Genomic DNA, 13,272 nt, shown 5'->3' on the forward strand with positions numbered 1-13,272 from the left:
GAACGAAACGCGCATGAGCAGTAGCAATCAACGAAGACGAAGTCTCCGATCTGCTTAGCGCGATCGTGCCGCCAGAGATAGCGTTCAGAGATAGCGCGCAGTCGCCATCGCCAGTACTGCGATCAACATCAGCACGGTGTTCAGCTTGGTGGCGAAGGACAGGGTCGTCTGCAGTCGTCCGCGCAGTTGCGGGTCCAGTGCGATCTCGCCGCGCGCCGCGCGCAGCAGCTTGTTCGAGCGCGGGCCGATGAGCGCTGCGCCGACCACGATCGACAGCACCGCCGCCAGCGCACCGACCTTGAGCGCGAGGCCGGTGTTCGACGTGTCGCCCGGATGCAAGGTCGCCATCAAATAGATGCCTGACAGCAAGGTGAGCAGCGCCGCCGGCCCCGTCAGGCGCGGCACCAGCTTCGCCTGGTCGGGCTGCTTTGCCAGCGCCGGCATGATCACCCAGGCCAGCAACACGAAGCCGGCCCACACCACGCCGCCAAGGACGTGCACGCCGCGCGCGACTAGGATCAGTCCACCGAAGTCCATGATGATTCCCAAGCTCCATGATTGACTATACACACTGTATAGTGGACATCTTCGCCGTCAAGCAGCGGCAACGCGCGTGAAGCCCCGCCCCTATCGCAGCGACGTGCGTGACTCTGCGGCAGCGGAAACGCGCGCCAAAATTCTGGCGGCCGCGCGCGACGTGCTGGCCGATGCAAAACAGACCAAGCTGTCGATGGAGACGGTCGCCAACCGCGCCGGTGTCACGCGCCTCACCGTCTACAACCAGTTCGAAACCAAACAAGGTTTGCTTGACGCGGCGTTCGACGACATCGCCGAAGAAGGCGGCCTGTTCGAACTGCACGACATCATGGCGGGCAAAGATCCGCATGCTGCGCTGTTGCGCGTCGTCGAAATCTTCTGCCGCTTCTGGGGCAACTATGGCATCGCAATGTTGAAGCTGGCGCTGGCCGCCAGCGATCCTGACGTTGCAAGCAACCTGCAAGAACGCAAGGAACGCAGGCGCAAGCTGTTGGATACCTTGCTCAGCCGGATATTTCCGCGCGACAAGCCAGCCCGTAGAAAAGAGCTGGTCGACACGTTGTTCGCGCTGACAAGCTTCGAATTCTATCGTCATCTGGACCAGCCCGGCCGCAGCGCGCAGCAGATCGAAGCGATCGTCTGCGACCTCGCGCAGGCTGCGCTGGCCCTACGCAAACGTTGATCGGAGAAAAACGTGCATCGCCTGTTCGCTGTCACCCTCGTCTTGTTGGCCAGCACGTCGGCCTACGCCGCCGATGCCTATCGCGGCCCGATCATCGACGTGCACGCGCATCTGCGCCTCAGCGACAAGGACGGGCTGAACAAGACCCACCCGCTGGGCACCGATGCGCTACGCACGCTCGACGATGCAGCGGGCGTGCAGCAAAGCGCGTTGATCGTCATCGCGCGCAAAGGCCAGATCGATGCGACCAAGGCGCAGAACGATGCGGTGATTGCCGCCGCCGCGGCGACACCGGGCCGATTCTTTCCCGTAGTCTCGGTGCATCCAGCCGACGGCGAGGCCGCGATCGCCGAACTCGAGCGACTGGCCAAGCTCGGCGCCAAGATGGTGAAGCTGCATCCCAACACGCAGAATTTCGATGTCAGCGATCCCGCTGTCGCGACCGTCGCCGCGGCATGTGCGCGTCTCGGTCTCGTCATGCTGTTCGATTCGTACAAACCCTGGGACGCGTCGCAGATCGGCAAGTTTGTTTTGCTGACGGTCAGTAATCCGACAGCAAAGTTCGTGCTGGCGCATATGGGCTTCTCGCAGTTCCGCGAGACCGGGACCTTCGCGCAACTGCGCAAGATCGGCGTCGGCACCAACAATGTCTGGTTCGACATTTCCGCCATCGGCACGACCTATGCCGGCTCGCCGTTGCAGGCGGAATTTGTCTGGACGATGCGGCAGATCGGGACGGACCGGATTCTGTTCGGCTCGGACTGGCCCGTCGACACGCCCGCAGCTGCGCTTGCAGCGGTGCGCAAGCTCGGTCTGACCGCCAGCGAGCAACGGCAAGTGCTGCACGACAACGCGGTTTCGCTTCTCGGACTCACGCCGTAGCAACGCAGATTGGTCCTGCGTGCCGTGCGCGAGCGGCACTTGTTGTTGTGGCGCGGCGGGCGCTTCGATCGCAACCTGACTTCCTGGCTGCGAATTCTGCCCGATGAACATCTTTCTCTACGCGTCGATCGTGCTGGTCTGGGGCTCGACCTGGCTGGCGATCAAATTCCAGCTTGGCGACGTGCCTGCTTCGGTATCGGTCTGCTGGCGCTTTGCGCTGGCCGCGATGGCGATGGCCTTGTGGTGCACTGCGCGCGGCCAGTCGCTGCGCCTGTCGCGCGGACAGCACGCACGGCTGGCGCTGCTGGGCTCGTTGATGTTCTGCGGCAATTACGAACTCGTCTACGAAGCCGAGCGCTATCTCACCTCGGGCCTGGTGGCGCTGATTTTCTCGCTGCTGCCGCTGTTCAACATCGTGCTGGCTGCCCTGCTGCTGCGTCGCCCGCTGCCGATGCGCGCGCTGCTCGGCGCCTGCGTCGGCGTCACTGGCGTCGTCATCACCTTCTGGCCCGACATCGTCGCGTTCGACCTCGCCAAGACCGGCAGCGTCGGGTTGGTGATCGCGGTCGGCGGTACGCTACTGGCGTCGCTCGGCAACATGGTGGCGATCCGCAATTCCGAACATGGCGTACCGGTTCTGCCCGGCACCGCAATCGCGATGGCCTATGGCGCGCTGTGTTGCGCTGTGCTGGTCGTGATCCGCGGCGACCGCTTCGTCATCGATCTCAGCACGCCGTATTTGCTGTCGCTCGCCTATCTCGCTTTGTTCGGATCGGTGGTCGCGTTCGGTTGCTATCTGACCTTACTGGGCCGCATCGGCATCGAGCGCGCCGCCTACAGCGCTTTGTTGATTCCCATCGTCGCGCTGATCATCTCGCACTTTTTCGAAGGCTATGAATGGGGCGCGCGCCTGTCGTTCGGTTTGCTCTTCGCACTGGGCGGGAACGCGATTACCTTGATGAAGTCGCCGTTGCGCAAGCGCGCAGCCGCCGCAGTTCCAGCCGGCGGTGCCGCATGATCCAACAATTCGCCGCTCTGGCCGACATTCACGGCAATCTGACCGCGCTGGACGCCGTGATTGCCGACGTCGAACGGCGCGGCATCGCGACCGTCGTTCTGCTCGGCGATCTTTTGTCGGGGCCGTTGCAGCCGCGCGAAACCGCCGACCGGCTGATGTCGCTGGGCGCGATTGCGATCGCCGGCAATCACGAACGCCAGCTGCTGCAATACGCACGCGACAAGATGGGCGCGTCAGACGGCTTCGCCGCCGACGCGATCACGCCGGCGCAGCGTGCGTGGCTTGCGACCTTGCCGCCGACCTATCAGCTCGATCACGACGTGCTGCTCTGTCATGGCACGCCGACTGACGATTTGACCTATCTGCTCGAAACCATCGTGCCGACGGGCGTGCGCCCGGCGACTCATGACGAGGTTGCGGCGCGCGTTGGTGCGTGCGACGCGCGACTCATTCTGTGCGGGCACAGCCATCAACCGCGCATGCGACGGCTCGACGACGGACGGCTGGTGGTCAATCCCGGCAGTGTCGGATTGCAGGCGTACGAGGATGATCACGTCTATCCGCACACGGCGGAAACCGGATCGCCGCATGCACGCTACGCCATCTTCACGCGCGGGGAGTCCGGCTGGCTGGTCGACTTCATCGCCGTCCCCTATGCGTGGAATGACGAAGCGCGCATCGCCGAAAGCAACGGTCGCAGCGACTGGGCGATGGCGTTGCGCACCGGACGCGTCTGATAGGCGCTAAGACTTTCCGAAGACCGCGTTCGTATAGAAAATTTCGTTGATGGTGCGGGAGTAAAACCGCGCGCCACAGCGATCAGAAACAGTTCTCCGGCGCATCAATCAGGAGAACTGTGGATGCATATTTGTCGACTCGGCGTAGCGATTGCGATCGCCGCGCTCTTCGGACTGGCGACGCCCGCGCGCGCCGTTCCCAGCGGTCACGTCACCGACGATGTCGGTGTTTTTCTTTCGACCTTCACCGGCGCCAAAACGCCCGATCTCGACGTCGCTGCAATCGACGTTCGCTTTCAGGGTTCGTATTTCAAACTGACCGGCGTCATGGCCGGCAACATCGATACGAGCCATGCGGGCATCTATGCCTGGGGCATCGATCGCGGCGCCGGCCAGGAGCATTTCGTGCATGGCATGCCGCCGGCCGGGTTTGGCGTGAAGTTCGACACTGTGTTGCTGGTCAACAATGACGGCACCGCCAATACGCTCGACTTCGTGGCGGGCGGTGGATTGAAGCCGTGTAGTACCTGCGTGATCACGATCAAGGACAATGTCGTCACCGCGTTGTTGCCGCTTGATCTCGTCTCGTCACGGGGGCTGAGTCAGGGCGCCTTCACGTTCAACCTCTGGCCACGCGTCGCGCTGAACAGCAACGCGGACATTTCCGACTTCGCACCCGACGCGTCGAATGTCGGCGTGCCGGAGCCCGCCAGCGTCACCCTGCTTGCGGTCGGCCTGTTGGCCTTGTTCGGCGTGCGCCGCGTGCGGTTCGGTTGATGAGGAGAGCCGGCGCGCGCACGCACCTCCCGCGCGCCGGCTCGCTCAGCGAACAAATAGCGCGTCGGCCTGCGCCACGCCGGTCGCGTCGTTCAGCACGTCGCCCGGCCGGTTGCCATAGCCGATCGCTGCACCGCGCCACACCATGTCCATGTAGTCGGCCGTGAGCCGCAGCGTCTGCAGCAGCGGCTCGGCGACGCTGCGATCTTCGTCGCTGACCGCAGTGATCGCCCAGAGGCCGCGCGATGCCATGCGTGCACGGAAATTGAGAGTCGGCACACGCATCCAACCCGACCAGTGATCGAGATAGAGCTTCGCGGGCGCCGGCAGCGAATACCAATAGACTGGCGCGACGAACACCAGGTCGCTGGCCGCCAGTGTCGCGTCGAGCAAGCGCCGCGCGTCGCCTTCGGGCGGCGGATACACACCGCCCGACGGCTCGTGGCGCGTGTCGGCGAAGGGCGGCAGCGCCGCCTCGTCGAGACGCAGCCAGGTCTGTTGCACGTCGGCCGGCAATGCAGCCGCCGCACGGCGCGCGAGACGTTCGCTATTGCCGTCGCGACGGGCGCCGGCGAGCAGAAAGAGAAAAGACCGGGTCGTTGTCATGCAGCGACTTTGGCTTCCCTTTCGACCGCGGCAAGCGAGCTTGTCACTTGGCTGATCTGCATGGAACGGACCCGATCAGCCGCCGCGGGCGTTTCCTTGGCGGAACTACGGAGACAGCAACCATGGTACGCGTCGTCAATATCGATCACCTGTCGGTCCGCGTCAGCAACTTCGCCAAGTCCAAAGACTTCTACGGCAAGCTGTTCGCGTTTCTCGGCTTCGATGTGCTCGACGAATATGAAGGGGCGATCGGCTGGACCAATGGCAAGACGCGCTATTGGATCGGGCAAGCTGACAAGAAGGGAACGACATCCAAGCACCGGATCGGTGATGTCGGCTTTCACCATTACGCGTTCGAGCTGCGCAGCCGCAAAGACGTCGACAAGCTCCAGCGCTTCTTGAAAGAGGAGCTCAAGGCCAAGATCGTCGACCCGACCGCCGAGTATTACGACGACTATTACGCCGTCTTCTTCCTCGACCCGGACGGGCTGAAACTTGAAGGAATGAAGTTCGGCGAGAAGAAAACTGCGCAAAAGAAGAAACGCAAAACCGGCTGATGGACGGGATCGCTTTCCCTAATCGGCGCTTCCGTGCCCTACTCGACGCCTCGCCGTTGCTATGGAGGGTCGGATGTCCATGGGTCTTGCGCTGCTCACCTTGTTTCATACGGCGTTGAGCATTGTCGCCTTGCTGATCGGGATCGTGGTTGTCGCCGATCTCATGCAAGGCACGACGGTGCCGCGTTGGAATCGTCCGTTTCTGATCACCGCCATCGCTACCAGCCTCACGGGCTTCTTCTTTCCGATTACGCAGATCCTGCCGTCGCACATTGTCGGCGGCGTTGCGCTGGTCGTGCTTGCGGGCACGCTGCTGGCGCAATTCACCTTCGGTCTGCGCGGTGCGTTTCGCTCGCTCTATATTGCGGGCCTGGTCGCCAGCGAGTTCTTTTTGACCTTCGTGCTGGTGGCGCAACTCTATCTGCGCGTACCCGGCCTGCATGCGCTGGCGCCGACCGGCAGCGAGCCCGCCTTCGGCATCACGCAGCTCGTTGTGCTGCTGTTCTTTGTCTATGCCGGCTTCGTCGCGGTTCGCCGTGCACGCAGCGGCGGCATGGTCGGCGTACACGCCTGATCCTGGGCGGCGCGGCGTCACAAGACGTCGCGCCGGCCCGAAAAAGGTCGAAAGTCGGCGGTTTCCGTACTAGGTAACCCGCACCTGCCCCACCGATTGCCCGACCTCGCTCGTGATTTCCCACTCACCGCACCTGCTGTCCATCGCACCGATGATGGAATGGACCGACCGGCATTGCCGGTACTTCCATCGCCTGATTGCGCCTGATGCGTTCCTCTATACCGAGATGATTGCGACCGGCGCGATCAATCGCGGCGATGCGGCGCGCCATCTCGCCTTCGATACGAGCGAGCATCCGGTGGCGTTGCAGCTTGGCGGCGCCGATCCGAAACAGCTGGCAATCGCCGCCGCCGCCGGCGCAGCGTTCGGCTATGACGAGATCAATCTGAATTGCGGCTGCCCCAGCGACCGCGTGCAAGCCGCGCGCTTCGGTGCGTGCCTGATGGGCGAAGCGGCACTGGTCGCGGACATCGTGCGCGCCATGCGCGACGCGCAGCCGAAACCGGTGACGGTCAAACATCGCATCGGCATCGACCCCGGATCAGGGTCCGGGGCAAGCGACTCGTACGAGTTCGTGCGCGACTTCGTCGGCACCGTCGCCGAAGCGGGCTGCACGTTGTTTGTCGTGCATGCGCGCATCGCAATCCTGTCGGGCCTGTCGCCGAAAGAGAACCGCGAAGTGCCGCCGCTGCGCTACGAGATCGCGCATCGTTTGAAGCGCGACTTCCCGGATTTCACCTTCGTGCTGAATGGCGGGCTGACCGAGGTCGAAACGGTGCAGCGCGAACTTGACGCCGGCATCGATGGCGCAATGATCGGGCGCGCAGCCTATCACACGCCCTACATCCTCGCCGAACTGGAGCACGCGCTGTTCGGCCGTCCCCTGCCCGACCGGCACGACATCATCGAACGGTTTTTGCCGTACGTCGAAGCGCAGCGTGCGCGCGACGTGTATCTGTCGGCGATGACACGGCACGTGCTGGGCCTGTTCCAAGGCCTGCCCGGCGCACGCGCCTTCCGCCGCATGTTGAGCGAAGAAGCACACAAGCCGGGCGCCGGCCCGGAATTGTTACAGCGCGCCGCCAAGCTGGTGCGTACCGACATCAGCGCGCGCGCCGCGTGATCGGACGTCTCCTCGCCTGGATCGTTCTCGGCGCCGGCCTGTTGGTCGGCAGCCAGTTCGCCCATCTGTCCGATCTCTATATCGAGCGTCTGCTGGGCCGCTTGGATGAACTCCATCGCGCGGTGCAGACGATGCGGGCGCAGGCGCAAGAAGCCGGACTCGATCTCGACGCCTGGATCGCGCATTTCGAACAGAGCGACGATCAGATCGTGCATCGCGACGGCGTCGAAAAACGCGCGACGCTGGCGCGAGCGCAGCAATATGAAGACGATGCGGCGGCGCTGACCGGCGCCGATCTCGTGCACCTGCCGATCGAATTCGTACGCCGCGTCGATCACGACATGCTACGCGCGGTCGTGCACCGCTACGAACCCGCTTTCCCTGCCGGTCTGCGTGGCTTCGTCTATACGGGTGTCGGCGCGCTGGTCGGGTTGATCTTCGGCGCGCTTCTATCGCCGCGCCGCAAGCGACGTTTTCGGCGTACATGATCTTTTTTACCGCAGTTGCGGTGCTGCTGCTCGGCACGTTGCTGCGATTCAATATGGCCATCACGGTCACGGCCGCAGCGCTGACCGCCGGTGCAGTTGCGGGCCTCGGACCGGCCGAACTTCTGTCGGCGATCGGCGCTGCTTTTGCGAAATACCGGTATCTGTCTTTGACGTTCCTGGTGCTGCCGTTCGTTGGGCTGCTTGAACGCAACGGCGTGCGTGATGCGGCACGTGAAACGGTGGCGCGGCTGCAGGGCGCGACCTTGGACCGGATCCTGATTTCCTACTTGTTCTTGCGCCAGGCAACCGCAGCGGTTGGGCTGCTCGCGTTGGGTGGACACGCGCAAATGGTGCGCCCGGTGGTGGCGCCGATGGTCGAGGCTGCCGCCGAACACGGCCGGACCGCGTTGACCGACGACGAGCGGCAGAAGGTGCGCGCCTTTGCCTCCGCGACCGACAATGTCGGCGCGTTCTTCGGGGAAGATCTGTTTCTCGCGATGGGGTCGGTGTTGCTGATCCGCGCCGTCTTTGCGCAGTCCGGCATTGCGCTCGAACCGTTGCAGATCGCGGTCTGGGCTGCACCGACCGCGATCGTCGCCTTCATCGTACATGCGCTGCGCTTGCGCCGCTTTGCGCAGCGGCTGCGCGCACAATGATCACGCTCGATCACATCTATATCGGCTTTGGCCTGATCATGGCCGCGGCTGCGTTGAGCAAACGCGGCTGGTCGAGCCTATTCTGGGGGCTGTTCGCAGCTGAGCTTTTGTTCGGCACGTTGCTGCCCGATTGGACGAATGGCGCGATTGCGCTGGTACTAGTTGCGCTGGCGGTGCGCGTACGATTTGCGCCGCGCGTCTCGACGCCGAAGCCGGGACGGCCGCGCCTGTTGCTGCTGGCGCTTGCGGTGCCGCTCTTGACGGTGCTGTTCACCCTGACCGGCCATCTCTTCCTGGCCGAGACCGATCGCACCTTGATCGCGTTCGGCGTCGCTGTATTTCTGTCGCTGGCGCTGGCGTTGCTGATCTTGCGCGAACGTCCCGACGCTGCACCGATCGAGATGCGACGCCTGCTCGATTCGATCGGCTGGGCGATCCTGTTGCCGCAACTTCTGGCGACGTTGGGCGCGATGTTCGCGATTGCCGGTGTCGGCGATGAGGTCGCCGCCGCGGTCAATCTCATCGCGCCGTCGCTGGGACGGATCGGCTTGATCGTGCTCTACGGTGCCGGCATGGCGCTGTTCACGATTGCACTTGGCAACGCCTTCGCGGCCTTCCCGATTTTGGCCGCGGGCGTCGGCATTCCGCTATTGGTACGCGACGGGGGCGATCCTGCGGTGATCGGCGCGATCGGCATGTTGTGCGGCTTCTGCGGCACCTTGTGCACGCCGCTCGCGGCCAACTTCAATCTGGTGCCCGTCGCCTTGCTCGAACTGCGCGACCGGATGGGCGTGATCAAAGCGCAAGCGCCGACCGGACTCATCGTGCTGGCGGCGAACCTGCTGCTGATCTGGTTGCTCGGCTGGCGTTAGGCCAGCAACCAATCGGCTTCGACGCGTGCTTTGTTTTCCGGCGAGTCGGCAAAACCCAACAGCAATGTCGCGCGGCTCGTGCCATGCGCCAACGCGTCGACCTGCACCGCCAAACCACCGGCGTCGGGATCTCGGCCCAGAACGTTGCGATAGAGCGCGGTCGCATAGGCGACGTCTGACAAGGACGTACCATAGCGTGCGATGAATTCGGCTGAACCCAGGAAGTTGGTCGCGATCTGTTGCGCCGAAATACCGCCCGCAACTGCACTGAGTTGAAATGCGAGCCCGGCCGCATCGGGCGCCCGTGCAAACGCAGCGGCGTAGAGGCGCGCGATGGTGGCGTCGCTACCGCCTAGTGCAAAGACCAGCTTGTCGCCGAACTGCAACGCCTCGATCGCCTGCAGCCGGTCGTTGCCGTCCGTTCCGGCGACATTGATGCTGCCGTCGGCAGCGCGCGTAATCGCATAACCACCGCGCGCGCCGCTGAAGACCGCCGTGTCGAAGCCAGCACCACCATCGAGCTGGTCGTTGCCGCCATTGCCCGTCAGACGATTGTCGGACGCGTTGCCGATCAGCGTGTCGTTGTTCGACCCGCCGACCGCGTTCTCGATCACTGACCCGGGCGCAATCGAAAGCGTGTCGATACCCGTATACAGGTTGATGCTGATGTTCGGATCGCGCACGAACGCAGCAGCGCTGCTGGCGCTTTTTCCTTGCGCGACCAATGCTGCGATCCAGTCATCACCAGTCCAGATGCCGGGTGACGAGGTCGCGCCGGCATGCAGATCGATACGTACCGACTTCGTCGATGCGCTGAGATCGATCGTGTCGGTACCAACGGAATCGACGATGCTGCGCAACATTGGCGAGCCGTCGAAGCGATAGACATCGTCGCCAGGCGCAGTCACCAGCTTGGACGCGCCATAGAGATATTGCAGCGCCACGATGTCGAGCGGCGCCATGTCCATACGTCCGACCGGTCGTTCGAGTCCTGCCAGCGAGGCCTGCATCAGGCCTTCGAACTGACCGTAACTCATCACCGTGTAGGGAATGTGATCGAGCGCCGCGACAATCTGCTGATCCGGCGTACCGTCGAACGGATGCTTCAGACCCAGCGCATGTAGCGTTTCGTGCAGCACGACCTGGGTCGACTCGCCCCGAATGCTGCCGTTGATGACGGAGGTGTGAATCCAGACATCGCCCGCAGTACCGGCCGGCTTTCCGTTCGAATCAAGATTCGGATACGAGGCGAGGCCACCGGCGCCAATGATCGCGAATGCGCCGTACTGGATGGTCGCATCGGCATTGTCCGGCAGCTCGACGAACTGCACGCCGGCGACCTGCTCGATTGCGTGCAGTAGCTCGCGCGTGACGCCGCGCCATGAGTCCGAGAAGCTCTGGAACGATGCGGCCGGTGTTCCATTCGCGCCCAGCGAATAGCCGGGACTGATGCTGGACCGGAAAGAATAGGTGATGGTGACGGCGGTACCGAGCGGCTGGCCGGCGTTCCAGCGCGCACCTTGTACGAGCGCGGCAATTGGATCTGTCGTGGACACGCAAAAGCTTATGACCGGTCCGCGCGGCGTTGCGCAACCGCAACTTGACGCCGTCTCGTGTTGGCACCCGCGACTTAGGCCTGCCGCCGGACCGGCTGGTAGAATTGCGGTGCTTCACGCCGATCGGACATGCCGTAATCGCGCACGATCCGTACGCGGCGGTGGCGCAGTTCTTTGACGCCGTCGAACGTCGCCGGTTGCCACGCCGCACCTGCATCTGCCGTCTTCCACGACACCAGCAGCGCCAGCTTGCCCTTGTTGTAGATGCTGGCGAACAGGTCGTGCGCGATGGCGCCGGTCAGGCCCAGCTGCGCAACCACGTCGCCGCTGATTTCGGTGCCGTCGTGCGGCACGAGTTCGGTCAAGGTCATCAACTTGGCGTCGCCGATTTCGGTTTCGTCGAACCGCTGTTCGCGAACCGGCGCTTTGTCGGTCGGCTTGCTGTCGAACGTCACGTCGCCGACGCGCAGATGATAGTCGGCAAGGATTTCTTCGCGGCCCTTGGATTGCGCCGCGTGGTGTTCGCCGACCGTGCGCCAGCGCACCACCGACTTTTCATCGCGCCAGGTCGAATGCGACAACAGCCAGCCGGGCCGCGTGCGGCTTTCGAACCGCTCATTGTCGACGAAGCCGTCGATCGCCTCGAGGATCGGTTTCAGACCTTTGGCGATGTCGAGATATTCGTCGAACCGCTCTTGGCGCGGCTGGACTTCGAAGATGACCGAAAACATTTCGCCTCCCGCTTCGCGCCAAATCTAACGGCGAAAACGCGGGAGGCGATGGTGTGTTTCCGACAGACGTTTCGGGCGCGGCCGAAACGTGGACCGCGAGCTCACCACCTCATATCGTCATCCCCGCGAAGGCGGGGATCCAGGTGTCCGAACGCGGCGGCTATGTGTACATGCTCGCAAGTCAGCGAAACGGCACGCTCTATGTCGGCGTGACGAGCGACCTGCGCAGGCGTGTTTGGGAGCACAAGAGCAAGAAGGTCGCCGGCTTCACGGAGAAGCACAGCGTCGCTCTGCTCGTCTGGTTCGAACGCCACGAGGAAATCACCGCCGCGATCCACCGCGAGAAACAGATCAAGCGTTGGAACCGCGCGTGGAAAATCCGTCTGATCGAAGCCGAAAATTCCGGCTGGAACGACCTCTACGAACAACTCGGCGCGTAGACCTGGATCCCCGCCTGCGCGGGGATGACGATTAGCGTTCGCTAATCGTCACTTGCTAGCGCTGCACTTCGCGGCCGGCATTGCGTCCAGCGCGGTCAGGCGGCCCTGGATCGAGAAATCGTCGTAGTCGATCCGCATGCCGCTGACGACACCGTTGTCGTGCAAGGTCAGCGTCATTTCATATTCGGGCAGCGCCGCATTCGGATCGGCGCCCCAGAACGCCATGCGGATCTTGCGCGCCGGTCCTTCGATCAGCGGGCTTTGGATCTGCGCCGACGCGTCTTTGTCGACGCGCGGGCCCAGCACCGCGTTCACTTCGACCGCGCCTTCACCGTCGCTGCCGTCGAACATCTGCGCGTTGAAGATCTTCTGGCCTTCGTTGGCTTTGCGGATCAGCGACATCGTGTGCGAGGTCGGAAAGAAGAAGTCTTTCGGCAGGTCGAGCGATTCCGGTTCCGGCTTGACGTATTTCGCCGTGCCGACGCCCGCCTTCGCGCGCTTGGCGGTGCCGCGATATTCTTCGACCAGTTCGCCGTCGCGCGTGCGCTTCACCGCGAAGGAATAATCGTTGCCCGCTTTCGACTCCCACGCCGTGTAGTGGCTGTTGAAGCGAGTCGAATTCTGTTCGGCATAGACATAGTCGAGCGCGAATTTCTGGTCGGTCGTCCAAGCGTCGCAGCCATCGCGCCACTCGTAATACATCCGGCCCGATACGTTGACGATCTGACCCGGCTGTTTCGACTGGACCATCGTCATTTGATAGATCGCCTTATGCGGCGCTGGCGCCGTTGCGGCGGCAGCCGGTGCGACGGCGGTCGCAGGCGCTGCACTGGCAACAGCGACCCCCATCGTCAGGGCTGCGGTGAGGGCGGCGGTCCGGGCAAAGTGCATGTGGTTCTTCGTGTCGGAGGACTTGAACGATCCAAGGTTGGGCCGGAACGAATTCCGATCAACGGCGGACCGCCTGAAAACCCTAGCATGCCCAAGCTTCACGCTGAGCTGTGGCAGGTACGCCGCACCCGCGGCACCCGGGATC

The 13,272-nt window shown here is 63.4% G+C and carries 17 protein-coding genes; 12 read left to right on the forward strand and 5 right to left on the reverse strand.

Annotated features, from left to right (window positions below; translation table 11 throughout):
• Positions 1–84: 84 nt before the first annotated feature.
• Positions 85–537 (reverse strand): hypothetical protein, encoded by a 453-nt coding sequence (locus TMPK1_RS07650; protein WP_420242380.1) that lies wholly within the window; start codon positions 535–537, stop codon positions 85–87.
• Positions 538–613: 76 nt separating this feature from the next.
• On the opposite strand from TMPK1_RS07650, the gene TMPK1_RS07655 reads away from it, so the two are divergent.
• From TMPK1_RS07655 to TMPK1_RS07675, 5 genes are all read left to right on the forward strand, one after another.
• Positions 614–1,219, forward strand: coding sequence for a TetR/AcrR family transcriptional regulator (locus TMPK1_RS07655; protein ID WP_420242381.1), 606 nt, complete (start codon positions 614–616; stop codon positions 1,217–1,219).
• A 12-nt stretch (positions 1,220–1,231) separates the two neighbouring features.
• A complete protein-coding gene (locus tag TMPK1_RS07660) occupies positions 1,232–2,101 on the forward strand; it encodes an amidohydrolase family protein (RefSeq protein ID WP_420242382.1) in 870 nt (289 codons plus the stop codon).
• Between the two features lie 103 nt (positions 2,102–2,204).
• Complete coding sequence (locus TMPK1_RS07665) at positions 2,205–3,119, forward strand: DMT family transporter (RefSeq protein ID WP_420242383.1); 915 nt, start codon at positions 2,205–2,207, stop codon at positions 3,117–3,119.
• The gene (locus TMPK1_RS07670) at positions 3,116–3,856 is read left to right on the forward strand and encodes a metallophosphoesterase family protein (protein ID WP_420242384.1); all 741 of its coding nucleotides are present in this window, start codon (positions 3,116–3,118) and stop codon (positions 3,854–3,856) included. Before TMPK1_RS07665 ends, TMPK1_RS07670 begins: the two co-directional genes overlap by 4 nt.
• Before the next feature lie 123 nt (positions 3,857–3,979).
• Positions 3,980–4,633 (forward strand): PEP-CTERM sorting domain-containing protein, encoded by a 654-nt coding sequence (locus tag TMPK1_RS07675; protein WP_420242385.1) that lies wholly within the window; start codon positions 3,980–3,982, stop codon positions 4,631–4,633.
• Positions 4,634–4,678: 45 nt separating this feature from the next.
• On the opposite strand, the gene TMPK1_RS07680 is transcribed toward TMPK1_RS07675, so the two are convergent.
• On the reverse strand, positions 4,679–5,239 hold the full coding sequence (locus TMPK1_RS07680) for an NAD(P)H-dependent oxidoreductase (protein WP_420242386.1): 561 nt from the start codon (positions 5,237–5,239) through the stop codon (positions 4,679–4,681).
• 122 nt (positions 5,240–5,361) lie between these two features.
• Between TMPK1_RS07680 and TMPK1_RS07685 the strand changes: the two genes are divergently transcribed.
• From TMPK1_RS07685 to TMPK1_RS07710, 6 genes are all read left to right on the forward strand, one after another.
• Complete coding sequence (locus tag TMPK1_RS07685; RefSeq protein WP_420242387.1) at positions 5,362–5,796, forward strand: VOC family protein; 435 nt, start codon at positions 5,362–5,364, stop codon at positions 5,794–5,796.
• 73 nt (positions 5,797–5,869) lie between these two features.
• Complete coding sequence (locus TMPK1_RS07690; protein WP_420242388.1) at positions 5,870–6,370, forward strand: hypothetical protein; 501 nt, start codon at positions 5,870–5,872, stop codon at positions 6,368–6,370.
• 112 nt (positions 6,371–6,482) lie between these two features.
• Positions 6,483–7,493 carry a tRNA dihydrouridine(20/20a) synthase DusA gene (gene dusA, locus TMPK1_RS07695; RefSeq protein ID WP_420242389.1) on the forward strand — a complete coding sequence of 337 codons (1,011 nt, stop codon included), beginning with the start codon at positions 6,483–6,485 and terminating at the stop codon, positions 7,491–7,493.
• On the forward strand, positions 7,490–7,981 hold the full coding sequence (locus TMPK1_RS07700) for a DUF2937 family protein (protein ID WP_420242391.1): 492 nt from the start codon (positions 7,490–7,492) through the stop codon (positions 7,979–7,981). The genes dusA and TMPK1_RS07700 overlap by 4 nt, the downstream gene beginning before the upstream one ends.
• Positions 7,978–8,637 (forward strand): 5-oxoproline transporter, DUF969 family subunit, encoded by a 660-nt coding sequence (locus tag TMPK1_RS07705; RefSeq protein ID WP_420242392.1) that lies wholly within the window; start codon positions 7,978–7,980, stop codon positions 8,635–8,637. The genes TMPK1_RS07700 and TMPK1_RS07705 overlap by 4 nt, the downstream gene beginning before the upstream one ends.
• Positions 8,634–9,509 carry a 5-oxoproline transporter, DUF979 family subunit gene (locus TMPK1_RS07710; protein ID WP_420242393.1) on the forward strand — a complete coding sequence of 292 codons (876 nt, stop codon included), beginning with the start codon at positions 8,634–8,636 and terminating at the stop codon, positions 9,507–9,509. Before TMPK1_RS07705 ends, TMPK1_RS07710 begins: the two co-directional genes overlap by 4 nt.
• On the opposite strand, the gene TMPK1_RS07715 is transcribed toward TMPK1_RS07710, so the two are convergent.
• Positions 9,506–11,065 (reverse strand): DUF4214 domain-containing protein, encoded by a 1,560-nt coding sequence (locus tag TMPK1_RS07715; RefSeq protein WP_420242394.1) that lies wholly within the window; start codon positions 11,063–11,065, stop codon positions 9,506–9,508. The two genes, TMPK1_RS07710 and TMPK1_RS07715, sit on opposite strands and share 4 nt — an antisense overlap.
• A 74-nt stretch (positions 11,066–11,139) precedes the next feature.
• Complete coding sequence (locus TMPK1_RS07720) at positions 11,140–11,796, reverse strand: antibiotic biosynthesis monooxygenase family protein (protein ID WP_420242395.1); 657 nt, start codon at positions 11,794–11,796, stop codon at positions 11,140–11,142.
• A 53-nt stretch (positions 11,797–11,849) separates the two neighbouring features.
• Between TMPK1_RS07720 and TMPK1_RS07725 the strand changes: the two genes are divergently transcribed.
• On the forward strand, positions 11,850–12,236 hold the full coding sequence (locus TMPK1_RS07725) for a GIY-YIG nuclease family protein (protein WP_420242396.1): 387 nt from the start codon (positions 11,850–11,852) through the stop codon (positions 12,234–12,236).
• 48 nt (positions 12,237–12,284) lie between these two features.
• On the opposite strand, the gene TMPK1_RS07730 is transcribed toward TMPK1_RS07725, so the two are convergent.
• Positions 12,285–13,085, reverse strand: coding sequence for an EipB family protein (locus TMPK1_RS07730; protein ID WP_420242397.1), 801 nt, complete (start codon positions 13,083–13,085; stop codon positions 12,285–12,287).
• Positions 13,086–13,272 lie beyond the last annotated feature (187 nt).

The organism is Roseiterribacter gracilis (genome assembly GCA_018332375.1).
In the GTDB taxonomy this organism is placed as follows: Bacteria; Pseudomonadota; Alphaproteobacteria; order BOG-932; family Roseiterribacteraceae; genus Roseiterribacter; species Roseiterribacter gracilis.

Excerpts from the sequence above, each read along its gene's own strand:
- TMPK1_RS07650 (WP_420242380.1), bottom strand. The coding sequence starts at position 537 with ATGGACTTCGGTGGACTGATCCTAGTCGCGCGCGGCGTGCACGTCCTT.
- TMPK1_RS07665 (WP_420242383.1), top strand. The coding sequence starts at position 2,205 with ATGAACATCTTTCTCTACGCGTCGATCGTGCTGGTCTGGGGCTCGACC.
- TMPK1_RS07670 (WP_420242384.1), top strand. The coding sequence starts at position 3,116 with ATGATCCAACAATTCGCCGCTCTGGCCGACATTCACGGCAATCTGACC.
- TMPK1_RS07675 (WP_420242385.1), top strand. The coding sequence starts at position 3,980 with ATGCATATTTGTCGACTCGGCGTAGCGATTGCGATCGCCGCGCTCTTC.
- TMPK1_RS07680 (WP_420242386.1), bottom strand. The coding sequence starts at position 5,239 with ATGACAACGACCCGGTCTTTTCTCTTTCTGCTCGCCGGCGCCCGTCGC.
- TMPK1_RS07685 (WP_420242387.1), top strand. The coding sequence starts at position 5,362 with ATGGTACGCGTCGTCAATATCGATCACCTGTCGGTCCGCGTCAGCAAC.
- TMPK1_RS07690 (WP_420242388.1), top strand. The coding sequence starts at position 5,870 with ATGTCCATGGGTCTTGCGCTGCTCACCTTGTTTCATACGGCGTTGAGC.
- TMPK1_RS07705 (WP_420242392.1), top strand. The coding sequence starts at position 7,978 with ATGATCTTTTTTACCGCAGTTGCGGTGCTGCTGCTCGGCACGTTGCTG.
- TMPK1_RS07710 (WP_420242393.1), top strand. The coding sequence starts at position 8,634 with ATGATCACGCTCGATCACATCTATATCGGCTTTGGCCTGATCATGGCC.
- TMPK1_RS07720 (WP_420242395.1), bottom strand. The coding sequence starts at position 11,796 with ATGTTTTCGGTCATCTTCGAAGTCCAGCCGCGCCAAGAGCGGTTCGAC.
- TMPK1_RS07730 (WP_420242397.1), bottom strand. The coding sequence starts at position 13,085 with ATGGGGGTCGCTGTTGCCAGTGCAGCGCCTGCGACCGCCGTCGCACCG.